Annotated in this window: 24 protein-coding genes; 7 read left to right on the forward strand and 17 right to left on the reverse strand. The window is 71.7% G+C overall.

The genetic code is table 11. The features are described 5' to 3' along the window. Positions 1–56: 56 nt before the first annotated feature. Genes BJ986_RS04430 through BJ986_RS04475 form a run of 10 tightly spaced genes read right to left on the reverse strand, consistent with a single transcriptional unit; the run spans position 57 to position 8,939 of the window. Positions 57–1,568 (reverse strand): proton-conducting transporter transmembrane domain-containing protein, encoded by a 1,512-nt coding sequence (locus tag BJ986_RS04430; RefSeq protein ID WP_337794829.1) that lies wholly within the window; start codon positions 1,566–1,568, stop codon positions 57–59. Further along, positions 1,565–3,040 (reverse strand): NADH-quinone oxidoreductase subunit M, encoded by a 1,476-nt coding sequence (locus BJ986_RS04435; RefSeq protein ID WP_179420895.1) that lies wholly within the window; start codon positions 3,038–3,040, stop codon positions 1,565–1,567. Before BJ986_RS04435 ends, BJ986_RS04430 begins: the two co-directional genes overlap by 4 nt. Then, on the reverse strand, positions 3,034–4,908 hold the full coding sequence (locus tag BJ986_RS04440) for an NADH-quinone oxidoreductase subunit L (protein WP_179420896.1): 1,875 nt from the start codon (positions 4,906–4,908) through the stop codon (positions 3,034–3,036). The genes BJ986_RS04435 and BJ986_RS04440 overlap by 7 nt, the downstream gene beginning before the upstream one ends. Continuing rightward, the gene (gene nuoK / locus BJ986_RS04445) at positions 4,905–5,273 is read right to left on the reverse strand and encodes an NADH-quinone oxidoreductase subunit NuoK (RefSeq protein ID WP_202881173.1); all 369 of its coding nucleotides are present in this window, start codon (positions 5,271–5,273) and stop codon (positions 4,905–4,907) included. The genes BJ986_RS04440 and nuoK overlap by 4 nt, the downstream gene beginning before the upstream one ends. Then, a complete protein-coding gene (locus tag BJ986_RS04450) occupies positions 5,270–5,818 on the reverse strand; it encodes an NADH-quinone oxidoreductase subunit J family protein (RefSeq protein ID WP_179420897.1) in 549 nt (182 codons plus the stop codon). Before BJ986_RS04450 ends, nuoK begins: the two co-directional genes overlap by 4 nt. After that, positions 5,815–6,468, reverse strand: coding sequence for a NuoI/complex I 23 kDa subunit family protein (locus BJ986_RS04455; protein ID WP_179420898.1), 654 nt, complete (start codon positions 6,466–6,468; stop codon positions 5,815–5,817). Before BJ986_RS04455 ends, BJ986_RS04450 begins: the two co-directional genes overlap by 4 nt. Then, a complete protein-coding gene (nuoH, locus tag BJ986_RS04460) occupies positions 6,465–7,424 on the reverse strand; it encodes an NADH-quinone oxidoreductase subunit NuoH (protein ID WP_179420899.1) in 960 nt (319 codons plus the stop codon). Before nuoH ends, BJ986_RS04455 begins: the two co-directional genes overlap by 4 nt. Beyond that, complete coding sequence (locus BJ986_RS04465) at positions 7,421–7,966, reverse strand: NADH-quinone oxidoreductase subunit C (protein WP_179420900.1); 546 nt, start codon at positions 7,964–7,966, stop codon at positions 7,421–7,423. Before BJ986_RS04465 ends, nuoH begins: the two co-directional genes overlap by 4 nt. Beyond that, the gene (locus tag BJ986_RS04470) at positions 7,963–8,583 is read right to left on the reverse strand and encodes an NADH-quinone oxidoreductase subunit B (RefSeq protein WP_420372035.1); all 621 of its coding nucleotides are present in this window, start codon (positions 8,581–8,583) and stop codon (positions 7,963–7,965) included. The genes BJ986_RS04465 and BJ986_RS04470 overlap by 4 nt, the downstream gene beginning before the upstream one ends. Next, positions 8,583–8,939, reverse strand: coding sequence for an NADH-quinone oxidoreductase subunit A (locus BJ986_RS04475; RefSeq protein WP_179420901.1), 357 nt, complete (start codon positions 8,937–8,939; stop codon positions 8,583–8,585). Before BJ986_RS04475 ends, BJ986_RS04470 begins: the two co-directional genes overlap by 1 nt. Positions 8,940–9,009: 70 nt before the next feature. On the opposite strand from BJ986_RS04475, the gene BJ986_RS04480 reads away from it, so the two are divergent. Together BJ986_RS04480 and BJ986_RS04485 are read left to right on the forward strand one after the other, a co-directional pair. Beyond that, positions 9,010–9,657: an LON peptidase substrate-binding domain-containing protein gene (locus BJ986_RS04480; RefSeq protein WP_179420902.1), complete on the forward strand. Its 648-nt coding sequence runs from the start codon at positions 9,010–9,012 to the stop codon at positions 9,655–9,657. Between the two features lie 39 nt (positions 9,658–9,696). Beyond that, positions 9,697–10,200, forward strand: coding sequence for a DinB family protein (locus BJ986_RS04485; RefSeq protein ID WP_179420903.1), 504 nt, complete (start codon positions 9,697–9,699; stop codon positions 10,198–10,200). 114 nt (positions 10,201–10,314) lie between these two features. Here BJ986_RS04485 and BJ986_RS04490 read toward each other — a convergent pair whose 3' ends face one another. Both BJ986_RS04490 and BJ986_RS16230 read right to left on the reverse strand, forming a co-directional pair. After that, entirely contained in the window at positions 10,315–11,298 is a 984-nt protein-coding gene (locus BJ986_RS04490; RefSeq protein WP_179420904.1) for a glycoside hydrolase family protein, read from the reverse strand. Between the two features lie 70 nt (positions 11,299–11,368). Further along, positions 11,369–11,605: a DUF2087 domain-containing protein gene (locus BJ986_RS16230; protein ID WP_337794830.1), complete on the reverse strand. Its 237-nt coding sequence runs from the start codon at positions 11,603–11,605 to the stop codon at positions 11,369–11,371. Here BJ986_RS16230 and BJ986_RS04500 point away from each other — a divergent pair. The 5 genes from BJ986_RS04500 to rarD all read left to right on the forward strand — a co-directional run bounded on the left by BJ986_RS04500 (position 11,585) and on the right by rarD (position 17,796). Further along, positions 11,585–13,051 (forward strand): HNH endonuclease signature motif containing protein, encoded by a 1,467-nt coding sequence (locus tag BJ986_RS04500; protein ID WP_179420115.1) that lies wholly within the window; start codon positions 11,585–11,587, stop codon positions 13,049–13,051. The genes BJ986_RS16230 and BJ986_RS04500 overlap by 21 nt on opposite strands. 311 nt (positions 13,052–13,362) lie before the next feature. Next, positions 13,363–13,611: an SCO4226 family nickel-binding protein gene (locus tag BJ986_RS04505; protein WP_179420905.1), complete on the forward strand. Its 249-nt coding sequence runs from the start codon at positions 13,363–13,365 to the stop codon at positions 13,609–13,611. 214 nt (positions 13,612–13,825) lie between these two features. Then, positions 13,826–15,757, forward strand: a complete 1,932-nt coding sequence (locus tag BJ986_RS04510; RefSeq protein WP_179420906.1) for a 2-oxoacid:acceptor oxidoreductase subunit alpha — start codon at positions 13,826–13,828, stop codon at positions 15,755–15,757. After that, a complete protein-coding gene (locus tag BJ986_RS04515) occupies positions 15,754–16,851 on the forward strand; it encodes a 2-oxoacid:ferredoxin oxidoreductase subunit beta (RefSeq protein WP_179420907.1) in 1,098 nt (365 codons plus the stop codon). The genes BJ986_RS04510 and BJ986_RS04515 overlap by 4 nt, the downstream gene beginning before the upstream one ends. A gap of 24 nt (positions 16,852–16,875) precedes the next feature. Beyond that, on the forward strand, positions 16,876–17,796 hold the full coding sequence (rarD, locus tag BJ986_RS04520) for an EamA family transporter RarD (RefSeq protein WP_179420908.1): 921 nt from the start codon (positions 16,876–16,878) through the stop codon (positions 17,794–17,796). A gap of 6 nt (positions 17,797–17,802) precedes the next feature. Here the strand turns inward: rarD and BJ986_RS04525 are convergent, their stop codons facing one another. Genes BJ986_RS04525 through nuoN form a run of 5 tightly spaced genes read right to left on the reverse strand, consistent with a single transcriptional unit; the run spans position 17,803 to position 23,375 of the window. Next, positions 17,803–18,300, reverse strand: coding sequence for a DinB family protein (locus BJ986_RS04525; protein WP_179420909.1), 498 nt, complete (start codon positions 18,298–18,300; stop codon positions 17,803–17,805). Between the two features lies 1 nt (position 18,301). Further along, positions 18,302–19,603 (reverse strand): D-arabinono-1,4-lactone oxidase, encoded by a 1,302-nt coding sequence (locus tag BJ986_RS04530; protein ID WP_179420910.1) that lies wholly within the window; start codon positions 19,601–19,603, stop codon positions 18,302–18,304. Beyond that, a complete protein-coding gene (locus BJ986_RS04535; protein ID WP_337794836.1) occupies positions 19,600–20,745 on the reverse strand; it encodes an amino acid deaminase/aldolase in 1,146 nt (381 codons plus the stop codon). Before BJ986_RS04535 ends, BJ986_RS04530 begins: the two co-directional genes overlap by 4 nt. Before the next feature lie 48 nt (positions 20,746–20,793). After that, positions 20,794–21,789, reverse strand: a complete 996-nt coding sequence (locus tag BJ986_RS04540) for a polyprenyl synthetase family protein (protein ID WP_179420911.1) — start codon at positions 21,787–21,789, stop codon at positions 20,794–20,796. Beyond that, a complete protein-coding gene (gene nuoN, locus BJ986_RS04545) occupies positions 21,786–23,375 on the reverse strand; it encodes an NADH-quinone oxidoreductase subunit NuoN (RefSeq protein ID WP_179423485.1) in 1,590 nt (529 codons plus the stop codon). The genes BJ986_RS04540 and nuoN overlap by 4 nt, the downstream gene beginning before the upstream one ends. Positions 23,376–23,381: the final 6 nt, after the last annotated feature.

The raw sequence follows: 23,381 nt of genomic DNA on the forward strand, positions 1-23,381 counted from the left end.
GGCTGGCCTTCCCCGGCGGCGCGTGTCGGAGCGCGTCGGAGCGCGGCTGCCGACCCTCAGCCGAGCAGGCCCAGCAGCAGCTGGGGCATCACGCTGGTGGCCACGAGCGCGAGCCCGGCCAGCACCAGGGCGGCGAGCGCGGGGCGCGGGATCGTGCGCAGGACGGGCTGCGCCGGCCCCTCCTGCGGATCGCGGAGCAGCACGGCGAACCAGCGCAGGTAGACCGCGACGCCGATCACCGCGTTGAGGACGGCCACGACGGCCAGCACCCACTGCCCCTGCCCCACCACCGGCCGCAGGGCGACCACCTTGGCGATGAGCCCGATGACACCGGGGGGCAGCCCCGCGAGAGAGAGCAGAGCCAGTCCCAGCGCCCCGCCGAGCAGCGGATGGGCCCGCAGCAGGCCCGTGTATGCCGTGAGCGTGCGTCCGTGGTCCACGGCTCCCCCAAGGCGCGGCGTCGACGTCACGACGTGCACCACCACGAAGGCGACCAGGGTGGCGACCACGTAGGCCAGCAGGTAGCCGCCCGAGGCAGCGGCGGCCCTGCCGTCGAGGGCGGAGAGCGGGAGCACCACCCACCCCGCCTGGGCGACCGTCGACCACGCCAGCAGCCGCACGGGGTCGTCCTGGACCAGCGCGAGGACGTTGCCAAGGGTCATGGACACCGCCGCCAGGAGACCGAAGGCGACGATGACGGGGGCACCGGCACCGACCAGCGCCTTCACGAGGACGAGCAGGGCGGCGAGTGCCGCCACCTTGGAGGTGGCCGCGAGGAAGGCAGCAACGGGTTCCGTGGACCCGGCGTACGCCTGCGGGGTCCAGACGTGGAACGGGGCGAGGCTGAGCTTGAAGCCCAGGCCTGCGAGCAGGAGGAGGGCCGCGAGGAGCAGCACCACCCGACGCTGCGGGTGGGCCAGGGCGTCGGCGGCAGCCCCGGGGGCGAACACGGCCTCGCCGGTCGACACCAGCCAGAGGGCCGCGCCGAGGACGACCATCGCGAACGAGACCAGCGAAGTGGTCAACAGGGCCAGTGCTCCGCGACCGGCGTGGACGTCGCCACGAAGGGCCACGAGCGCGATGGCGGGCAGCGTGGCGAGCTCGAGGCAGACCAGCCAGGAGCCGAGGTCGTGGGCGGCGGCCACCCCGGCCGCCCCGGCCGTGGCTGCCAGGACCAGGGACACGAGAACGGCCGGCCCGCCTCGCAGGTGCTCTCGCGGGTCCGTGCCGGGCCAGCTCAGCAGCAGCACCACCAGGGCGGACCCGATGGCGCCCAGCTGCAGCGCGCTGGCGAGCGGTCCGGCTTCGAAGAGGCACGCACCGTCGGGAGCTGGCAGGCACAGCGTGCGGAGCGGGGCGTCCCCCGCGCGCAGCGCACCTGGCATGGCCAGAGCCAGGCCGGCGGCGAGCGCGAGCAGCCCCACGGTGGCGTGCACCCGGACCAGACGAGGGGCGAGGACGTCCGCGACCAGCACGGCCACCGCACCCAGGGCCGGGACCACCACCGGCCCCAGGACGAGCCAGTCGAAGGTCACCAGGCTGGTCGAGGCCGCCGTCGGGGCGATCACGGTGCGGCTCCGATGATCGTGCTCACCGCGCGGCCGGTCATGGCCAGCAGCGGTCCGGGCGCGATACCGAGCAGCAGCACGCCCAGCACGAGGACGGCGATGACGCCCCACTCGCTGGCGCGGCTGTCCTCGATGAACGGGGTGGTTCGCTCACCGGCCCAGACGGTGCGGGCGACGCGCAGCGCGTAGGCGCCGGCGAGGACCGTGCCGAGGGCGGCCACGACGGCCAGGGCGCGGAACAGGCCCTGCGGACGGTCGTCGGCGGGTGACCACGCGGCATACACGCTGAGGAACTCCCCCCAGAAGCCGGCCAGGCCGGGCAGTCCGAGGGAAGCCGCGAGCCCGACGATGAGGGCGAAGCCGAGCCGTGGGCTGACCTCGCGCAGGGCAGCCCGAGCCGTCTGGAGGTCGGCGTCGCCCCACCGCTCCTTGAGCCCACCGACCACGACGAAGAGCAGGGCCGAGATGACACCATGCGCGACGTTGGCGAACAAGGCTGCCTGGAGGCCGGTGCGGGTGCCGCTCGAGAGTCCCAGCACGACGAATCCCATGTGAGCGACCGAGGAGTAGGCGATGAGCCGCTTGAGGTCGCGCTCGACGAGGCAGGCGAGGCCTCCCCAGATGATGCCCACCGCGCCGAGGACGGCCAGCACCGGAGCCACCCTCGAGAAGCCCTCGGGGAGTGAGGCGAGCGGCAGGCGGACGAGGCCGTACGTGCCCATCTTGAGCAGCACGGCCGCCAGCAGCACCGATCCTGCTGTGGGCGCCGTGGTGTGTGCGGGCGGCAGCCAGGTGTGCAGCGGAAAGACCGGCACCTTGACCGCCAGCCCGGCGACCAGCAGGGCCGCGACGAGGGTCTGGGTGCCCACGGAGATGCCGTGGCCACCGCCTTGGGCGAGGACGTCGAGGTCGGAGGTGCCCGCCTTGGTCACCAGCGCCAGGATGCCGACGAGCATGAGGGTGGAGCCGAACGCGGTGTAGAGGATGAAGCGACCCCCTGCGTCTGCGCGAGCTGCCGGGTCGTGGGCGTCTCCGAACCGGGTGATCAGCACCCACATCGGCACGAGGACGAGCTCGAAGGCGACGAAGAACAGGACCGCGTCGCGGGCGTAGAACGTCGCCAGCGCACCGAACTCGACGAGCAGCAGGCAGGCGTGGAAGGCCGCGGTGGTCCCACCCTGCGGGGGCCGGTCCAGGGTGTGCAGCACGACGCCCACCCCGAGGACCGCGGTCAGCAGCAGCAGCGGGGCGCTGATGCCGTCCACGGCGAGCTCCCAGCGCAGGCCGAGCGACGGCACCCAGCCACGGTCGACGGTGGGGCGCACGACCACGGCGATCACGACCGCGGCCAGGGCGACCACGCTTGCGGCGGTCGCGAGCCGGTTGGCGGAGCGGTGGGAGACGCCGCGACCACCAGTGAGCAGCCAGACGGCGACCGCCGCCGGGACCACGAGGCTGACGAGGATCACCACAGGACCACCCCGGCGAGGGCGACCGCGACGACGCCGGCGACGACCCAGGCCAGCCCGGACGCAGCGCGCTCAGCCCGGTGGGCGTGCTGGCCGCCTGTGCCACCGAGCCGGGCCGCCGCGGCGGCGCCACGCACGTACGCGTCCACGACCTCGCGGTCGAGGAACACCACGAGGTGGGCCAGGGCGACCACCGGGCGGGCGACGTAGTGCACGTAGAGGCGGTCCACGCCGAAGCCGTTGTCGAACAACGACATCCGTGCGCCGACGACCCGCACGGCAGGATCCGTGCCGCGCGCGAGAGACCGGATGGCCAGGCCCGCACCGACGAGCAGCAGGACGCTGAGCACCGCCATCAGCCAGCCGACGTGACCCCCGAGGTGCAGCAGCGGCGTGAGGACGACCAGCCCGCCGACCACCGTCAGGATGGCCAGGATCGTCACGGCCGCACGCACCGGGGCGCCGGCGGTGTCGGCCTCGTGCCGTGCGATGTCCGCGGCAGCCAGGTCGTCGAGGACCAGCCACGCGCGCATGCAGTAGGCGGCGGTGAGCGCGACGGTCAGCAGGCCGGCCACGAGGACGACCCACGCGCGGACCTGGCCGTCGGCCGCGCCGGCCCCGGCCGCCGCCAGGACGTGCTCCTTGGACACGAAGCCGACCAGCGGAGGCACCCCCGCCAGCGCCAGCAGGCCCACGAACATCGCCGGCCGGATGAACAGGTGTCCGCGCAGCCCGCCGCGCATCGTCGCCGCGGCGGTCCCCCCGACGGTCACGCTCAGCCAGCCGATCGCGAGGAAGAGCAGTGCCTTGAAGAAGGCGTGCGAGTACAGGTGCAGCACGCCTGCGCCCGGTCCCTCGTGCGCGGGTGCGACCGCCAGGGCCGAGAGCATCAGCGCGACCTGGCTGAGGGTGGAGTAGGCGAGCAGCCGCTTGAGGTCGCTCTGCCCGAACGCCAGCACGGCGGCATACACCATCGTGACGGCGGCGCTCAGGGCGAGCAGCCAGCGCGCCCCGTCACTGACGGCGAGGACGTCGAACAGCTGCGCGAGGACGAACGTGCCGGCGGCGACCATGGTCGCGGCATGGATCAGCGCGGACGCCGGGGTCGGGCCCTCCATCGCGTCGGGCAGCCAGTCGTGGAACGGGACCATGCCGGACTTGCCGAGCACCCCGATCACCAGCAGCACCATGGCGGCCGTGCGCAGGGTCGCATTCGGCGCCGCGCACAGCCCCGCGTCCCGGCAGTCCGACCCGGCCCACACCTGGAGCACCTGCGGGTATGCCGTGGACCCGGCACCCGCGGCGAGGATCACCACCCCGAGCACGAACCCGACGTCCGCGAGCCGGGTGACGAGGAAGGCCTTGAGCGCGGCGCGGCGCGCGGACTCCTTGCGGCTCCAGTGGCCGATGAGCAGGTAGGAGCACCAGCCCATCACCTCCCAGCCCACGAGGGTGAGCACGAGGTCGGCGGACTGGACGACGAGGAGCATGCCCGCCGTGAACAGCGAGACAGTGGCGGCGAAGATGCCGTAGCGGTCGTCCTCGCGCAGGTACCAGCCGGCGAAGGCCTGGACCGCCCAGCCGACGACGGCGACCACCAGGGCGATGAGGGCAGTCGCCGCAGTCGCCTGCAGCTGCAACGGGACCCGCAGCTCCCCGGCGTCGAGGCCCGGCATCGTGTGCACGACCGTCACCCTCGTCGAGCCATGGACGGCGACGACCTCGAGCAGGGCGGCGAGCACGGAGAGGAGGGATGCTCCGACGGCGACCGCACGGGGTAGGCGGACGTCGTCGCGACGGGCCAGCGCCAGCCCCACGAGAGCCGCGACGGCCGGGACCAGGACGACGAGCCGTACGGCGGCGGAGGTCACCGGATCACCTCGCTGGTGGCCCGGTCGTCGACCGTTCCTTTCGGCGGCATGCCTGTACCCGCATCGCCAGGAAGCGAGTCAGCCAGGTCGACGTCGCCCCGCAGGCGGTAGACAGCGAGGACCACGGCGAGTGCGACGACGACCTCGGCTGCGGCGATCGTGATGACGAACAACGTGAGCACGTTTCCGGCCGCCCAGCGGTCGGCACCCGCGGAGGCGACCGACACCAGCAGCAGGGTCGCCGCGTTGAGGATGAGCTCGACCCCGATCAGGACCAGCACGGCGTTGCGTCGGGCCAGGACCCCATAGGCACCGAGGCCGGCGAGGAGGGCGGCGAGCAGGTACGGCCCGGCGAGGTGGATCATGCGGACTCCCGGGCCTCGCGCTCGGCCCCCGCCTCGTCATCGGCCTGCACGGGGCGGGTCATCCGCGACACCGCCATCGCGGCGACCAGGGCGACGAGCAGCAGCAGGGACAGGACCTCGAACGGCCACACCCACGTGCCGAAGAGCTGCTGGGCCACCTCCGTGGTCGAGCTGACGTGGCGTTCGACCGGCGGTCCGGCGATGGGCAGGAGGGCGGCTGCCAGCAGGACCGTGACCCCCGCGCCGAGAAGAGCTGCGAGCACCCGGTGCAGGCGACTGGTGCTGATCTCGCGGTTCGGCCCGATGGGTGCGCGGGTGAGCATGAGGGCGAACAGCACGAGCACGACGATCGCTCCGACGTAGACCAGCAGCTGCACCAGCGCCACGAACTCGGCCCCGAGGACGAGGTAGCAGCCGGCCACGCCACCGAGGCAGACCACCAGCCACAGGGCGGCATGGACGAGGTGGCGTGTCGTCACGGCGAGCAGCCCGCTGGCCGCGGTGATGAGCCCCGCTGCGGCGAAGGCCACGTCCAGCGCGGTCATTCCCCTGTCTCCGGCGCGGTCTCCGGCGGGGTCTCCGGCGCTGTGTCCGGCGCTGACTCGGCCTGCTGCCCGGCCGGAGTCGCCCGTGAGGCCGGGGGGCGGGCCGGCGTCGTGCGGACGAGACGACCGGGGCGCGTGGTGGCCCCGATCTCGGCGGCCTCGGCCGAGTGCTCGTCGAGCGCCGACGGCGGGGGCACGGTGGGCATCCACTGCCCGAGCCGGTCCTTCTCGTGCAACAGGTCACGGATGTCGAGCTCGGCGTACTCGAACTCCGGGCTCCAGTGCAGCGCGTCGAAGGGGCACACCTCGATGCAGATGCCGCAGTACATGCAGAGGCTGAAGTCGATGGCGAACCGGTCCAGCACGTTGCGCTGGCGTTCGCGGCCGCCGGGGGTCGTGGCCGGGATCGTCTCCTTGTGCGAGTCGATGTAGATGCACCAGTCCGGGCACTCGCGGGCACAGAGCATGCACGAGGTGCAGTTCTCCTCCAGCAGGGCGATGACCCCGCGGCTGCGCGGCGGCAGGTGCGGTGGTGCGTCGGGGTACTCGGCCGTGTGGGCCGGCTTCGACATGGTGCGAGCCGTGGTGGCCAGACCCTTGAGGATCCCCGGTATGCCGATGCCTCCCGGCTTCTTCGCCTGCTGGCTCATGCGGTGGTCACCACCCAGACACCCGTGATCGCCAGCTGGGCGAGCGCGAGCGGGACCAGGACCAGCCACGCAAGCCGCTGCAGCTGGTCCTCGCGCAGTCGCGGCCAGGCCACCCGGAGCCAGATGACGACGACCGCGATGCAGAACCCCTTGAGCAGGGTCCACAGCCAGCCGAGCTGGTCGCTGAACAGGCCGCGCCAGCCGCCGAGGTAGAGCACCGCGAACAGCAGTGACATGACCACGATGCCGGCGTACTCGCCCAGCAGGAAGAACGCGAACCGCAGTCCGGTGTACTCGGTGTAGGCGCCGAAGACGATCTCGGAGTCGGCCACCGGCATGTCGAACGGCGGACGCTGGAGCTCGGCGACGGCCGCGACGAGGAACACGACGGCTCCGGGCAGCTGGAAGACGAGCCACCAGGGCGACCAGGCGGCCGCGATGCCCGACAGCGACAGTGAACCGGCCGCGAGGCAGACACTGGCAACGGCCAGCACCATCGGCAGCTCGTAGGAGAGCAGCTGCGCCGCCGCGCGCATGGCACCGAGCAGCGAGTACTTGTTGGCGCTGGCCCAGCCGGCCATGAGGGTGCCGAGGATGCCCACCGCGGTGGCGGCCAGCACGAACACGGCCGACGCGGGCAGGTCCGCGGCGACGACGTCCGGGCTGAGCGGGATCGCAGCCAGGGCAACGAGATAGGGCACGAGAGCCACGGCGGGGGCGAACCGGAAGATGCGCCTGTCGGCGGCAGCGGGAGTGATGTCCTCCTTCTGCACGAACTTGACCCCGTCGGCCACCAGCTGCGCCCACCCGTGGAACCCACCGGCATACATCGGGCCGAGCCGGCCCTGCATGTGCGCCATCACCTTGTGCTCGGTCTGGCCGACGAGCAGGGGCAGCACGAGGAAGGCCGCCAGCACCCCGACCGCGCGCAGCGTCACCTCGACGGCGTCGCTCATCGCGGCCCCCACTCGGGGTCGGGCACGCCGGGAGCGGAGACGCGGCGTCGACCGGTGGGCTTGGCGTGCTCGGACTCCCCCGGCTCCTTGGCCCCGGGCCACGGCTTGGACGCCCGGGCCGCGAGCACGAAGGACTTGCGCAGGGGCGTGCCCTCGAAGCCGTCCGGGAGCAGCAGCGGGCGCAGCCCGAGACCGGTGCCGTCGTCGAAGCCGTCGAACTCGAGCCCGAACATCTCGTGCGTCTCGCGTTCGTGCCACGCGACCCCCCGGAACACCCCCGTCAGGCTGCCGAGGCTGGCGCCGTCGGGGACGCGGGTGCGAAACAGCTTGCGCCGCAACGCCCTCGGGGAGGATCCGTTCATGAGGTGGCACACGACATCGAGGCCGGGAGCGAGCGCGTCGTCGGACTGGTCGACCGCCGTGAGCCAGTCGAAGAAGGTGTAGGCCGCGTCCCGGGCGGCCGTGATCGTCGCCACCCAGTCGGCCGGCTCGACCTCCACGCGCTCGAGCGTGGCGGGGTCGAGCGCGGCGGGGTCGCTCACGGGACGTCCTTGGTCGGGGGCTGCACCAGGGGGCGGCTGACCTCACCCGCCGACGCGAGGCGGTGGCCGGCATACTTGGCCCGGATTCCCTTGGTGGACAACGTCTCCGAGGCGATCTTCTCCTGCAGCTTGAGGATTCCCTGCAGGAGCGCCTCAGGCCTGGGCGGGCAGCCCGGCACGTAGACGTCGACGGGGATGATCGTGTCGACGCCCTTGGTGACGGAGTACGAGTCCCAGTAGGGGCCACCGGAGTTGGAGCAGGCGCCGAAGGAGATGACGTACTTGGGTTCGGGCATCTGGTCGTAGAGCCGGCGCACGGCTGGGGCCATCTTGTCGGTGACGGTGCCCGACACCACCATGAGGTCGGCCTGCCGCGGCCCGGGCGCGAACGGGATGACGCCGAGCCGGATGAAGTCGTGCCGGGCCATCGACGCCGCGATGAACTCGATGGCGCAGCAGGCGAGGCCGAAGTTGAAGACCCACAGCGAGTAGCGGCGACCCCAGTTCAGCACGACCCGGATCGGCTGGGGCGCGAGGTCCGTGGCCGGCCCCACCCGCGGCATCGGCAGCGGGGTCGGCTGCGAGGTCGGCAGCGGGGTCGGCTGGGCGGTGGCCATCAGAGCCACCTCAACAGGCCACGCCGCGCGGCGTGGACCAGCCCGACCAGCAGGATGCCGATGAAGACCGCGATCTCGAGCAGGGACACCGCGCCGAGCCTGCCGCGGACGACGAGGGCCCAGGGGAACAGGTAGACCGCGTCGACGGCGAAGATGACGTAGAGGAACGCGTAGACGAAGTAGCGCACCTGCGTCTGGGCCCAGTCCCGGCCCACCGGGTCGACCCCGGACTCGTACGTCGTCAGCTTGGCCCGGGTCGGCGCCCGGGGAGCCAGCAGCGCCCTCGCGCCCATCGCGGCCACGAAGAGCAGCAGGCCGACCGCGACCACAGCGGCGATGACGACGTAGGGCGACACGGTTGGCAGCCTAGTGGCCCGTCCCCGCGAGGGGGTGTTGCGCCGAGTCGTGGGCACCTACCGTGACGACATGGCGCGCCTCCCGCTGTTTCCCCTCGGAACGGTCCTGGTGCCTGGGGCCGCACTGCCGCTCCAGCTCTTCGAACCTCGTTACATCGAGCTGCTCAGCGACCTGGTCAACGCTATGGACGTGCCGGAGTTCGGCGTCGTGGCGATCCGCCAGGGCCACGAGGTCGGCCCCGACTCCGTGCATGACCTCCACGAGGTCGGCTGTGTGGCCCGGGTGAGGACTGCCGCGTCGGTCGGCGACGGACGCTACGTCGTCCTCAGCACGGGCGTCCAGCGCTTCCACCTCGACGGGCTCGTGGCCGGTGCCGGCACGGCATACCTGATGGGTGAGGTGACCGTGCTCGAGGAGGTCAGTGGTGACCCCGGCGAGGTCGCCGGCCTCGCCGAGTCCCTGCGCCTCGCGCTGCACGAGTACGCCCGGACGGTGGGCGCGCAGGAACCTGAGTGGCCCGCCGAGGCGGCGGAGCTGTCCTTTGCCGTGGGTGCGGCGGTCGGGCTCGACCTCGGCGAGCGCCAGCGCCTGCTGGCCGCCCCCGACACCGAGACCCGGCTGCGACTCGGGCTCCGGCTGGTCCGGCGGGAACGACAGCTGGCGGCCACTCTCCGGGTGGTGCCGCCCTCCCCGGAGCACGGGTACAACCTGAACTAGTCAGTGGCGCATCGTCGGACACTGCGACAGGGTCGGTCCATGACGCGAACCGACACCCCCCATGCCTGGGACGAGCGCACGACCCTGCTCACGATGCTGCAGTACACCCGTGACACGGCAGCCGAGAAGTGTCGCGACCTCGCCGAGGAGCAGGTGGGCCGCGCCCTGCTGGAGACGTCGCCGCTGATGACGCTCGGGGGGGTCGTCAACCACATGCGATGGGTGGAGCACTCGTGGATCGAGAACCGGTTCGTCGGTGGCCCCGACCTCGGACCGTGGACCGAGCAGGAGCCAGACCGGGAGTTCAGTCTCGGGGCCACCACGCCTCTCGCCCAGACGCTGCGGGAGTACGCCGAGCAGGCGGCCCGCACCGACGCCATCATCGCCGGGCTCGCCCTCGATGACCGGTCGGCCACGCCGTTCCGGTCCGGCGAGCGCCCGACCCTGCGTTGGGTGATGCTGCACCTCGTCGAGGAGAACGCCCGCCACAACGGACACCTCGACATCCTGCGCGAGCTCGCCGACGGCCGCACGGGGTCCTGAGGCACGTGGGCCTCCGCGCAGGGAGCCCCAGCGCACGGTGCGCGGGTGGGCGCCGGTCATTCACCGCCGCGCCCGGGGCCGGGCGGCACGGCATACCTCGGCTGGGCGGCAAGGTCAGCGCGCGACGAGGTAGCCGTCGGTGTCGAGGGTGACTGGGATGGGGTCGATGATCTCGAACCCGTCGAGCCCCTGCGGTTCCAGGTTGCGGAACCCGACGAGCACCCACGACCCGTCGCGCTGCTGGACCAGCGGCGCCGCGAAGAGGTCCGGCTCCGGGGTGAACGGGCGGGCCGCATCGATGTCCCACGGGCCCAGCGGTCCCGGGCCGGGGACGGACCAGGTGCAGAACTCTCCCGTCCGCGCGATCCGCTCCGGAGTCATCTCCTGCGGGTGGCAGGTGAAGACGAGGACCCAGCGGCCGTCGACCTGCTTGTTCTGAAGCACCTCCAGCTGGCCGAAGCCCGCCCCCGGCTCGCAGAGAGGCGGCCCGAGCGTCCAGGTCTCGAGGTCGGGACTGGTCGCGTGGGCGACGACCCCGTCGTCGTTGCGTGCCGCGTCCCGGGCTCGTGCACTGAGGAGCATGTGCCAGCCGTCGCCATCGGGGTCGGCGAACACCAGGGGGTCGCGCCAGGTCTCGCTCGACCCTTCCAGGTCCGGGCCCTCGGTGGGCGCCGGGGTGTTGGACAGGTTCTTGTACCAGCGCCCGTCGACGCCCACGACGGGGTCGGGGCCACCACGCTGCCAGTGGTGCAGGTCTTCGGAGACGGCGCAGCCGATGCGCTGGTCGTAGACGTGGTGGCCGGCGTGGGAGACGGCGGTGTAGTACATCCGCCAGCGCCGACCGTCGTTGACTACCGAGCCCGTCCAGATCGCGAGGTCGTCGAATCGCTGGGCACCACTGCGATCCGGCCCGAAGCACTCGCCCAGGTAGGTCCAGCTGACGAGGTCGGGGGACGTGGCGTGGCCCACGGTCGCCGAGGTATGGCGCTTGCCCGGGTCCTCGAGCGCGCGCGGCGCCTGGAGGAAGAACAGGTGGTAGAGGTCGCCGTCGTCGGCCACCCAGGAGTCCCAGACCCAGAGGTCATCCAGCCTCAGCATGACCAGAGTCTGGCAGCAGGCGGGTCAGCCAGCCACCACCCGACGAAGCCTGGGACAAACTGGTCGTCGGCTATTCGCCGACCGTGCCGCCCGCCCGCCAGTAGCGCCCGTCGCGACGTTCGACGAAGCCCTCCTCGACCAGGTAGCGACGCAGGGCGGCCACGTCGTCGTGCCAGGCCCGCAGGGTGTTGTTCACCTCGGTCTCGTCGTAGATCTCCTTTCGTCCCAGTGCTTTTCGGGCCCCGCGACCTCTTGGGTTGTCAGTGGTCACCGATACCCTGGACACATGTTCGAGAGCGTGGACCACGTGCAGGCGGCCGACCCGGCCGCGCTCGCGGCCGTGCTGTTCACCCTCACGGATGACGAGATCGCCGAGCTGCCGGTGGAGCAGGCGGAGGCGCTCGTCCTCGCGACCCAGCGGGTGGCCAGTGCGGTCCTGGCCCGCCAGCACTCTGCGATGGAGACCGTGGCCCGACGGTGCGACGAGCGCATGGAGCGGCTCGCGCACGATGCCCGTGCCATCGGAGGCCGGTCCTGCCACCTCTCCGGTCAGGCCCTCGCGGCCGGGTCGCTGGCCGCGCTGCTCCACGTGTCACCACGCACCATGTCGACGCGCATCGACCGCGCGCGACGGCTCGTGTGCGCCCTGCCCCGGATCCAGGAGCTGGCCTGGTCCGGCGACCTCGAGCCCTACCGCGTCGACGCCGTGGTCACGGAGTCGAGCGCCGTGCCTGTGACCAGGCTGCACGAGTTCAAGTCGCGCGTGCTCGAGGCAGGCGCCACCGAGCTGACGTGCGCCGCGTTGCGCCGACGCGCCCGCCGCAGCGCCGACCGGTGTGCGCCCCACGACGCCGAGGAGCTCGCCCGGCTGGCGCGAAGCCGCAGCGAGGTCAGGGTGCGCCCCGGCGAGTGCGCAGGCATGACCCGCCTCGTGGCCGACCTGCCGACCCCGGTGGCGATGCGCGTCTGGAGTGCCGTGGACGGACTGGCCGCCGAATACTCGCGCGCGCAGCCGGGCCTGCCGATGGGCGCCGCGCGGGCCGACGCCCTGTCCGACCTGGTCGGGGCCAACGCGTCGATCCGCACCATTGTTGAGCTGGTCGTCCCGGTCGGCGTCGAGCGAGGGGGGACGGGGACCCTCGGCGTCTCCGCGCAGTGCCTTGCGGCCGGCGCCGATCCCGGTGATGACGGGCCTTCAGCGGAGAGCGGCTCCACCGCGGGTCCCGGCGTCTACGAGGACCTCGGCGGGTGTGAGGAGCTCGACGACGGCGTCCTCCACGACCACGCCGGCACGCTGTGGTTCGTGTCCTCGCACACCGAGGTCCCACTGCTTGGTTCCTTGCTCCCGGCTGACGTGGCAGCCCTGCTCTCCGACCCCGACGTCACCATCCGCCTGTCACGCAGCGACTCCGTCACGGGAGCTGTCCGCTGGCAGGACCCACAGACGTACCGACCCGGTGCCCGCGTCGCACGAGCCGTGCGTTCGCGCGACGGCACCTGCCGCTTCCCCGGATGTGCGACAACCGCCCGCCGCTGCCAGCTCGACCACGTGGTGCGACATCCCGACGGCCCGACCATCGTCACCAACCTGCAGTCCCTGTGCGCGACCCACCACGGCTTCAAGCACCATGCGGGCTGGCGGGTCGAGATGGACCCCTTGGGCGTCTGCACCTGGACCGCCCCTGACGGGCGCACCCACACCACGTGGCCGATGGATCGCCACGCCTTCCGCCACGCCTTCCGCGCCGCCTGAGCTCAGGCTCGTGCGTCGAGCCCCGCGACGAGCTGCAGGATGACGTCGGCGACGTGGCCTGGTTCGGCCAGGTGTTGCAAGTGATAGTCGTCGTCGGGGAACAAGGGCGCCACGTCGGCGCGGTCCCACCACGACGGCCGCAAGCTCGAGGCCGCGGTCGCGCGCGAGCTGGTGCGGGAGGCGCACCACTCGACCCTCCTGCGGGTGTGGGATGCCTGGCAGTCCGCGCTGCCACCAATTTGACGGATCCGAAGGGTCCCTGCCCCGGCGTAGCGTGACCGCACCAGCTCAGGAAACAGGGAAGGGTAGCCATGGGTCAGTTCATGGACGTGCATACCAACATGCCAGGGGTCACCGCAGAGGCCCTCCTCGAGGCCCACCGCGCTGACGTCGCCATCCAGGGCGAGGAGAACGTCGACTTCCAGAAGGCCTGGGGAGATCCGAAGACCGGCCACGTGTTCTGCCTGTCCGAGGCCCCGGACGCCGACGCCGTCCAGCGCATCCACGAGCGGGCGGGCCACCCCTACGACGAGATCCACGAGATCACCGTCACGGCCTGACGACCACCATCCCGCGACCTCCCGGCGCTCCGGTGGGGTCGGGATCCATAACGCCACGTTTGGTGTCTCAAAAGCGGGGTGGTCAGGTTTACCTCACTCACGGCGACGTACGATGGACGGGCAGGCTGCGCTCAGCCGTGCGCGGGGCTCAGCGCCACCGGCGCTGCGGGGCGACAGTCCTCGTGAACTGTTCGTCTCCGACCGTCAGGACCGCATGAGCAAGAACGTCGAGAAGCTCGACCGCGTCGTCATCCGCTTCGCCGGGGACTCGGGCGACGGCATGCAGCTCACGGGGGACCGCTTCACGTCGGAGACCGCCGCGCTGGGCAACGACCTGTCCACGCTGCCCAACTTCCCGGCGGAGATCCGCGCGCCCCAGGGCACCCTGCCCGGCGTCTCCAGCTTCCAGCTGCACTTCGCCGACCACGACGTGCTCACCCCGGGCGACGCCCCTGACGTGCTGGTGGCGATGAACCCGGCCGCGCTCAAGGCCAACCTGCGCGACCTGCCCCGGGGCGCGACGATCATCGCCAACACCGACGAGTTCTCCAAGCGCAACCTCGCCAAGGTCGGCTACGCCGCCAACCCCCTCGAGGACGGCAGCCTCGAGTCCTGGCACGTGCACCCGGTGGCCCTGACGTCGATCACGGTGGAGGCGCTCGCGGCCTTCGACTCCTTGTCCCGCAAGGACAAGGAGCGCGCCAAGAACATGTTCGCGCTCGGGCTGCTCTCGTGGATGTACCACCGGCCGACCACCGGCACGGAGTCCTTCCTGGAGAAGAAGTTCGGCTCCAAGCCCGACATCCTGGCCGCCAACCTCGCTGCCCTCAAGGCGGGCCTGAACTACGGCGAGACCACCGAGGACTTCGCGGTGTCCTACGAGATCGCCCCCGCCGCGATGAGCCCCGGCACCTACCGCAACATCACCGGCAACGCCGCCCTCGCGCTCGGCCTGGTGACCGCCGCACACCGGGCCGGCATCCCGCTGGTGCTCGGGTCCTACCCCATCACCCCGGCCTCCGACATCCTGCACACCCTCTCGGGCCTCAAGCGCTACGGCGTCACGACCCTGCAGGCCGAGGACGAGATCGCCGGCATCGGCGCGGCGCTGGGCGCGAGCTTCGGCGGCGCCATCGGGGTCACCACGACCTCCGGACCGGGTGTCGCGCTCAAGTCCGAGACCATCGGCCTGGGTGTCTCGCTCGAGCTCCCCCTGGTCATCGTCGACGTGCAGCGCGGCGGTCCCTCGACGGGGCTGCCCACCAAGACCGAGCAGTCCGACCTCCTGCAGGCGATGTTCGGTCGCAACGGCGAGTCACCGGTGCCGATCATCGCCCCGAAGTCACCCGCCGACTGCTTCGACGCCGCCCTCGAGGCCGTGCGCATCGCGACGGCATACCGGACGCCCGTCTTCCTGCTGTCGGACGGCTACCTCGCCAACGGCTCTGAGCCGTGGTCGATCCCGTCGGTGGCCGAGCTGCCCGACCTGACCGTCGAGTTCGCCACCGAGCCCAACGACACCGACGACTCGGGGCAGCCGGTCTTCCACCCGTTCCTGCGCGACGAGGCGACCCTCGCCCGACCGTGGGCCGTGCCGGGCACCCCCGGCCTCGAGCACCGCATCGGCGGGATCGAGAAGGCCAACATCACCGGCAACATCTCCTATGACCCCGACAACCACGACCTGATGACCCGCCTGCGGGCGGCCAAGGTCGAACGCATCGCCGACACCATCGGCGACCTCGAGGTCGACGACCCGAGCGGTGAGGCACGCGTCCTCGTCCTCGGCTGGGGGTCGACCTACGGGCCGATCGCCGCCGCCGCGCGCAGCGTCCGCAACACCGGCGCGAAGGTCGCCCGGGCCCACCTGCGTCATCTCAACCCCTTCCCGGCCAACACCGGAGAGGTGCTGCGGCGCTACGACAAGGTCCTCGTCCCGGAGATGAACATGGGCCAGCTCGCCCTGCTGCTGCGGGCCAGGTTCCTCGTGGACGTGCACTCGTTCACCCAGGTGCGCGGGCTGCCGTTCACCACCGTCGAGCTCGCCGACGCCATCGTCTCGCTCGCCTCCGGCGACGACACCATCGCCCCTGACAGCACGGACGCCACCACAGACCGTGTGGTCGCCAAGGGAGGACATCCATGAGCACCGACCTGGGTATGCCGTCCATGGGCGTCCGCAGCGGCACCGCCGGTGTGCCGCGCCTCGCCGACGACGCCCCGAAGCAGACCAAGAAGGAGTTCACCTCCGACCAGGAGGTGCGCTGGTGCCCGGGGTGCGGCGACTACGCCATCCTCGCCGCCGTGCAGGGCTTCCTGCCCGAGCTCGGGCTCAAGCGCGAGAACACCGTGTTCGTCTCGGGGATCGGCTGCTCCTCCCGCTTCCCCTACTACCTCGACACCTACGGCCTGCACTCGATCCACGGCCGGGCCCCGGCCATCGCCACCGGGCTGGCCACGAGCCGCCCGGACCTGTCGGTGTGGGTCGTCACCGGTGACGGGGATGCGCTGTCGATCGGTGGCAACCACCTCATCCACGCGCTGCGCCGCAACGTCAACCTCACGATCCTGTTGTTCAACAACCAGATCTACGGCCTGACCAAGGGCCAGTACTCGCCCACCTCCGAGGTCGGCAAGATCACCAAGTCGACGCCCATGGGCTCGGTCGACAACCCCTTCAACCCGGTGTCCCTGGCGCTCGGCGCCGAGGCCACCTTCGTGGCGCGGACCACCGACACCGACCGCAAGCACCTCACCGGGATCCTGCGCGCGGCGGCCGAGCACCGTGGCACGTCCCTCGTCGAGATCTACCAGAACTGCCCGATCTTCAACGACGGCGCGTTCGACCTGATCAAGGACCAGTCCGAGCAGGAGGCGCGCATCGTCCACCTCGCCGACGGGCAGCCCGTCGGCGTCGGGCCGGAGGGTGACCGCCAGGTGCTGGTGCGCGGCGAGGGAGGTGCGATGGAGTTCGTCCCGCAGGCCCAGGCCCAGGGACGCGACGTCGTCGTGCACGATGCCGCCGCGCCGGACCCGACGCAGGCGTTCGCCCTGTCGCGGCTCGACTCCCCCGCGATGACGCACGTCCCGATGGGCATCTTCCGCAGTGTCAGCCTGCCCACCTATGACGACCTCGTCCGGGCCCAGGTGGACGCAGCGATCGACACCGCGGGCGGGCGCCCCACCGACGCCGACATCGACGCGCTCATCCACGGGCGAGACACCTGGACCGTGGCGTGACGCGCTCCGCGGCCCCCGCCTGACGTGCCGCGCGACGACGAGAGGCGTGGCACGGTCTACGGGCTGCTGGCCTATGCGATCTGGGGAGCCTTCCCCCTCTACTTCGCTGCGCTGAAGCCGGCCGGGGCCTGGGAGATCCTGTCGCACCGCATCCTCTGGACGCTGCTGCTCTGCGCACTGGTCCTGCTCGTGCGCCGCGACCTGGCCTGGGCCCGTCAGCTGTGGCAGCGGCCGCGCCTCGGCCTCGGGGTCACCGCCGCAGCTCTACTCATCGCCACGAACTGGGTGATCTATGTGGCCGCCGTGATCGGCGGCAAGACGACCGAAGCCGCCCTGGGCTACTTCCTCAACCCCATCGTCACCGTCGCACTCGGGGTCGTCGTGCTGCGCGAACGACTGCGCCCCCTGCAGTGGGTGGCCGTCGCCATCGGTGCCCTGGCAGCCATCTACCTGAGCATCGCGGCAAGATCGGTGCCGCTCATCCCCGTCAGCCTCGCGATGTCGTTCGGGCTCTACGGACTCGTGAAGAAGAAGGTCGGCGCGTCGCTGGAGGCCATGCACTCGCTCGCCGCGGAGACGGCGGTGCTCGCGCCCGTCGCCCTCGTGATGCTGGCCGTGCTCACAGCTCGCGGAGACACCACCTTCACCACGCATGGGGGCGTGCACACCGCGCTGCTCGTCGCCGCCGGAGTCGCGACCGCCATCCCACTGCTGCTGTTCGCCGCCGCCGCACGCCGCGTCCCGCTCGTCACCATCGGCCTGCTGCAGTTCATCACGCCGGTGCTCCAGCTCCTGTGCGGCGTCCTGCTCCTCGGCGAGCACCTGTCCGGGACCCGCTGGATCGGTTTCGGCATCGTGTGGGTCGCCTTGGCAGTGCTGAGCTACGACTCGCTGCGCAACCTGCCTCGGCGCGGCCGGCCGGACGTCGAGGCCGTCCTGCCCTGACCCGCGTCAGCGAGGCACGTGGTGGCCGGTGCCACCGTCGATCAGCTCGCGCAGGATGTCGGCGTGGCCCGCGTGCCGGACCGTGTCCTCGATCATGTGCACGAGCACCCAGCGGAGGCTGACGGTCCGACCGGTGTAGGCCGTGCCGGTGTCCTCCAGTGCCAGCTCGTGGATCGCCGCATCCGACGCCGCCGCGGCCCGCCGGTAGAAGGCCACGATCTCCTCGGTGGTCTCGCCCGCGGCAGCGCGCATGTCGGCCTCGGGGTCCTGCGAGATGTCCGTCAGCGGCTCGGTGGGCCGGCCGAACGTCTCGCAGAACCAGCCGTACTCGGCGTTGGCGAGGTGCTTGACCAGCCCCAGGAGGTTGGTGCCGCTGGGCACCATCGGACGGCGCACCTCCTCGTCCGACAGGCCCTCCAGCTTCCAGAGCATCACGTCGCGGTGGCTGCGCAGTGCGGCGAGCAGGACCGACTTCTCGTCGGCGGTGTAGGGCTGCAGAGTCATGTCATCGGCCCAGGACGTGGTCCAGGTAGGCGTTGGCGAACCGTCGCTGTGGGTCGAGCCGGTCCCGCACGGCCACGAAGTCGTCGAACCGCGGGTAGAGCTCCCTGAGCCGATCGGCGCCGAGGGTGTGCAGCTTGCCCCAGTGCGGTCGAGCCTCGTGCTCGGCCACGATGGCCTCGAACGCCGCGAAGGCCCCGTGGTCGTCCATCCGGTGGTACTGGTGGATCGCGAGGTACGCGTTCTCCCGCTGGTATGCCGTCGAGAGCCAGATGTCGTCGGCCCCGATGAACCGGATCTCCAGCGGGAAGGTCAGGGGCGCCCGATGTCGCTCGAGCCAGCTCCGCACGGCCAGGACGACCTCCGTGACCGCGGCGCGGGGCACGGCATACTCGCTCTCCCTGAACCGCACCTTTCGTTCGGCGACGAACACCCGCCACGAGTCGTCGGTGTACTCGCGCGCGCCGAGCAGACGCGCGCTCACCGCGTTGAGCCGGGGGACCACGGCCGGCCACCGCGACGCACCGCGGTTGGTGAGCTCGAAGAGCCGGTTGGACAGCAGGTCGTCGTCGAGGGCGGCACGCCAGCGCGGCAGCGGGGTGCCGGTCTCCCCGTCGGGGACCCGGTCGTTGTGCTTGACGAGGACCCGGTCGGTCAACGGGAACCAGTGCATGTCGACGTGGTCATGGCGCTCGACGTCCTCCTCGAGGCGCTCGAGCACCTCGAACAGGTCGGCGCCGAACTCCTTGGCGTGCAGGCGAAAGGCCGGCACGCACTGGAGCTCGACCTCCGTGATCACGCCCAGCGCCCCCAGGCCCACCCGCGCAGCCTGGAAGACCTCCGGCTCGACCTCCGCCGAGCAGGCCAGCACGGAGCCGTCGGCCAGCACCAGCTCCAGTCCGGACACCGCGGCAGCGATCCCCTGTAGGCGGATGCCTGTGCCGTGGGTGCCCGTCGAGATGGCCCCCGCGACCGACTGCCGGTCGATGTCGCCGAGGTTGGGCAGCGCGAGGCCGAGCGCGTGCAGCGCCGGGTTGAGGACGTGCAGCGGGGTCCCCGCCAGCACCCTGACCCTGCGCTGCTCCCGGTCCACGTGCGTGATGCCGCTCAGCCCGTCGAGGCTCAGCTGGAGGCCGTCCGTGGCAGCCACTCCGGTGAACGAGTGCCCGGCCCCCAGTGCCTTGACCGGTATGCCGCGGGCGTGTGCCCGTTCGACCGCCGCCACCACCTCGTCCGGGCGGCGCGGCGCGGCGACCTCCGCCGGATGGCACGACTGGTTGCCGGCCCAGTTGGTCCAGGTGGTCATCCGAAGTTCTTCCCCTCACCACGGTAGGTCGGCACCGTCTCGACCAGCCGATCCCCGCTGACCAGGTGGAGGGAGTCGAAACGCTCACACATCTCCCCCGCCTTGGCATGCCGGAACCACACGCGGTCTCCCAGCCGCAGGTCGCGAACTCCGTTGCCCTGCAACGGCGTCTGGACCTCACCCACCCCCTCGGACCTGACCAGCCTGGCATCCGACCTCCCGAACGACGCGGGCACCCGCGCCCACCCCGGCGGACCGGACGCCACGTAGCCACCCCCGAACGCGGTGACGAACCCCGGGCCCGGGTGACGGACGACCGGCAGGGCGAAGGCCGCGGCGGGCCGCGGGGTGAAGTCGTCGTAGCCGTCGAACAGGGTCGGGGCGTACAGCCCGGACCCGGCCGCCAGCTCGGTGAGCGACGGGTCGCGACCGGTGACGTGCAGGGAACCGGTCCCCCCACCGTTGACGAACTCGAGGTCGGCCACCTCGCGCACGGCAGCGACGACCTCGGCGCGCCTGCGCAGCAGGGACTGCGCGGAGCGTCGCTTGACCAACCGCACCGCGGGTGAGGAGTCGGGTAGCCCGGCGATCTGGGCGTCGTAGAACATCACCCCCACGACGGACAGACCAGCGGCCGCCGCGGCGCGAGCCACCGCCACCACGTCGGCCGGCTCTCGCAGCGGCGACCGCCGGACGCCCAGGTGCAGGCGGCCGATCCGCAGTGAGGCGTCGACGTCCAGGGCGACCCGCAGCCCGTGCGGTCGATCCAGTCCCGCGAGCAGCTCCACGTGCTCGCGGGAGTCGACCGTCAGGGTGATCTGTGCGGCCTCCCGCGCGTCCGAGGCCAGGGCAGCCAGGCCAGCCCGGTCGACGCTGGGGTAGGCAACGAAGACGTCCTCGAGTCCCTGCGCGACCAGCCAGCGCGCCTCGGGCACGGCATACGCCATCACCCCGGCGAAGCCCGGCTTGGCCAGCACCCGTGACAGGAGCGCGCGACAACGCACCGACTTGGAGGCCACCCGGATCGGTTTGCCGAGCGACCGCCGCACGAGGTCGGCGGCGTTGGCGTCGAAGGCGTCGAGGTCGACGATGGCGAACGGAGGTTGCACGGCCGCTGTCGCCGCGTCCCACGAGAGGGTCACACCCGCGACCCTATCCACGACTGTCAGGGCCGGGGCGGGAACTGCGGGTCAGCCGACGCGGGTGACGACGCTGGTCGCCAGGGCACGCAGGGCCGTCTTCGCCTCGCTGTCGGGCAGCGGGTCGAGGACGTCCTGAGCCGAGCGGGCCACGGTGGCGGTGTGTTCGCGCGCCCGCTCCATCGCCGGGTGGGCGCGCAGCAGGCCGAGCGCCTCGTCGAGCAGGCCCTGGTCGCGCAGCTCCGCCTGCAGCAGGTCACGCAGCCGTTCGTCGGCCGGGTCCGTCGAGGCGAGGGCGTAGAGGACCGGCAGGGTGCGCTTGCCCTCGCGCAGGTCGGTGCCGGGGGTCTTGCCCAGGTCCTCGGCATCCGACGAGACGTCGATGAGGTCGTCGGCGAGCTGGAAGGCCATGCCGAGCCGCTCGCCGTACTCGCGCATGATCTCGACGGTGCGCTGGTCGCACCCGGAGAACATCGCGCCGTAGCGGGCCGCGGTCGCGATGAGCACGCCGGTCTTGTCGGCCAGCACCCCGAGGTAGTAGTCGACCGGGTCCTGGCCGCTGGGGCTGGGCCGGTCGTCACGGATCTGACCGGCGCACAGCCGCACGAACGTCTCGGCCTGGATCTTGACGGCATCGGCACCGAGGTCGGCGATGATCGACGACGCGGTGCCGAACAGCATGTCGCCCACCAGGATCGCGGTGGAGTTGCCGTACTTCGCGTTGGCGCTGGGGGCGCCACGGCGGACGTGCGCCTCGTCCATGACGTCGTCGTGGCACAGCGACGCGACGTGGGTCAGCTCGACCCCTGCGGCCGCGGCCACGACGTCACCGTTGATGCCGGTGCCCAGCTCGGAGGCCAGCAGGGTCAGTAGCGGCCGGAACCGCTTGCCACCTGCCTCGATCAGGTGGGTGTTGGCCTCGGCGATGAACGGGTCGTCGTGGTCGACCTCCCGGCGAAGCAGCAAGTCGACCTCGTCGAGCCCGGCCTGCAGGCGCGCCGAGAGCTCCTCTGACGTGCCCGGCAGGACGAAGACGGCAGGCGTCATCGCACGAGGAACTGCGAGGACCGCTCCGCGAGGTCGAGCGCCTGAGACGGGAGCACCCCGAGGAAGAGGGTCACGAGGGTGCCGATGGTGATCGCGATGGTGGTGAACGGCGAGGCCGTCTCCGCGACCACGGCGTCCCCGGCCGGCGGCTCGGTGAAGTACATGAGCACGATCAGCCGGACGTAGACGAACGCGGTGACCACGCTGCTCACCACGCCGATGATGACCAGGGCCACCCCGGAGCGGCCGCCGAAGTTGAGGGCGGGCGAGAACGCGGCATACTTCGCGGCGAAGCCGGACGTCAGCGGGATCCCCGCGAAAGCCAGCAGCAGGAAGGCAAAGACGCCCGCGACCACGGGGTGGTTGCGGCCCAGGCCGGCCCACTGCGACAGGTGCGAGGCCTCGGAGCCGGCCTGGCGCACGAGGGACACCACGGCGAACGCGGCGATCGTCATGAAGCCGTAGGCGACGAGGTAGAACATCGTGCCGGACACACCGGTCCGGTCGAAGGACAGCACGGCGACGAGGATGAAGCCCGCGTGCGCGATGGAGGAGTAGGCGAGCAGCCGCTTGACGTCGGTCTGGGTGACGGACAGGACCGCACCCACCACCATGGTCAGGGCGGCGACGGCGATCATCCCGCCGCGCCAGTCCCACCTGTTGGCCTCGATGCCGACGTAGACGACGCGCAGGATCGCGCCGAAGGCGGCGACCTTGGTGCAGGCCGCCATGAAACCGGTCACCGGGGTGGGAGCGCCTTGGTAGACGTCGGGGGTCCACGAGTGGAACGGCACCGCACCGACCTTGAACAGCAGGCCGACCAGGACCAGCAGGACGCCGGGAAGCAGCAGCCCCTCGAAGGCCCCGTTGGCCGCGCTGACAGCCGTCGCGATGTCGGCGAGGTACAGCGAACCGGCGTAGCCGTAGAGCAGGGCTGCTCCGAAGAGGAAGAAGGCGGAGCTGAAGGCACCCAGCAGGAAGTACTTCAGCGAGGCCTCCTGCGACAGGAGCCGGCGACGACGCGCCAGTCCGCAGAGCAGGTACAGCGGGAGCGAGAGCACCTCGAGCGCGACGAACATGGTCAGCAGGTCACCGGCCGCGGGGAAGAGCAGCATGCCGACGACCGAGAACAGCGTCAGCGGGAAGACCTCGCTGGTCGCGAGCCCGGCCCGAAGGGCTGCCGCCTCGTGCGGTGACCCGGGGACGGCGGCACCCATCGGGGTGAACGCGTCCGCGCCCTGGCCGCCGAACTTCTCGGCCATGGTCAGGACACCGAGCACAGCCATGGCCAGGATCGCGCCCTGCAGGAACAGCGCCGGGCCGTCGATGATGACCGCCTGGGCCAGCGTGCCACCGCGGTGGCTCGCCCCCGTCGACACCGTGACGAGGACGACGAACGCCGCGACGAGCGTGACGAGGGCCAGGCTGACCTGGACCGGGTGCCGCAGCCGCCGCGGGACGAAGGCCTCGACGAGGACACCGACCATGGCCCCCCCGACGACGATGAGCATCGGGGCGATGGCGCCGTAGTCGACGTGGGTCGCCTGGAAGGCGCTCACGAGCATCGGCGTGGACAGGACCGTCATGGCGGG

It is taken from the genome of Pedococcus badiiscoriae, assembly GCF_013408925.1.
Classification (GTDB): Bacteria; Actinomycetota; Actinomycetes; order Actinomycetales; family Dermatophilaceae; genus Pedococcus; species Pedococcus badiiscoriae.

Bases quoted from the DNA above. Each gene is read 5' to 3' on its own strand.
- nuoK (WP_202881173.1), bottom strand. From the start codon at position 5,273: ATGATCCACCTCGCCGGGCCGTACCTGCTCGCCGCCCTCCTCGCCGGC.
- BJ986_RS04450 (WP_179420897.1), bottom strand. From the start codon at position 5,818: ATGACCGCGCTGGACGTGGCCTTCGCCGCAGCGGGGCTCATCACCGCG.
- BJ986_RS04455 (WP_179420898.1), bottom strand. From the start codon at position 6,468: ATGAGCCAGCAGGCGAAGAAGCCGGGAGGCATCGGCATACCGGGGATC.
- nuoH (WP_179420899.1), bottom strand. From the start codon at position 7,424: ATGAGCGACGCCGTCGAGGTGACGCTGCGCGCGGTCGGGGTGCTGGCG.
- BJ986_RS04470 (WP_420372035.1), bottom strand. From the start codon at position 8,583: ATGGCCACCGCCCAGCCGACCCCGCTGCCGACCTCGCAGCCGACCCCG.
- BJ986_RS04480 (WP_179420902.1), top strand. From the start codon at position 9,010: ATGGCGCGCCTCCCGCTGTTTCCCCTCGGAACGGTCCTGGTGCCTGGG.
- BJ986_RS04485 (WP_179420903.1), top strand. From the start codon at position 9,697: ATGACGCGAACCGACACCCCCCATGCCTGGGACGAGCGCACGACCCTG.
- BJ986_RS04490 (WP_179420904.1), bottom strand. From the start codon at position 11,298: ATGCTGAGGCTGGATGACCTCTGGGTCTGGGACTCCTGGGTGGCCGAC.
- BJ986_RS04500 (WP_179420115.1), top strand. From the start codon at position 11,585: ATGTTCGAGAGCGTGGACCACGTGCAGGCGGCCGACCCGGCCGCGCTC.
- BJ986_RS04505 (WP_179420905.1), top strand. From the start codon at position 13,363: ATGGGTCAGTTCATGGACGTGCATACCAACATGCCAGGGGTCACCGCA.
- BJ986_RS04510 (WP_179420906.1), top strand. From the start codon at position 13,826: ATGAGCAAGAACGTCGAGAAGCTCGACCGCGTCGTCATCCGCTTCGCC.
- BJ986_RS04515 (WP_179420907.1), top strand. From the start codon at position 15,754: ATGAGCACCGACCTGGGTATGCCGTCCATGGGCGTCCGCAGCGGCACC.
- BJ986_RS04525 (WP_179420909.1), bottom strand. From the start codon at position 18,300: ATGACTCTGCAGCCCTACACCGCCGACGAGAAGTCGGTCCTGCTCGCC.
- BJ986_RS04530 (WP_179420910.1), bottom strand. From the start codon at position 19,603: ATGACCACCTGGACCAACTGGGCCGGCAACCAGTCGTGCCATCCGGCG.
- BJ986_RS04540 (WP_179420911.1), bottom strand. From the start codon at position 21,789: ATGACGCCTGCCGTCTTCGTCCTGCCGGGCACGTCAGAGGAGCTCTCG.
- nuoN (WP_179423485.1), bottom strand. From the start codon at position 23,375: ATGACGGTCCTGTCCACGCCGATGCTCGTGAGCGCCTTCCAGGCGACC.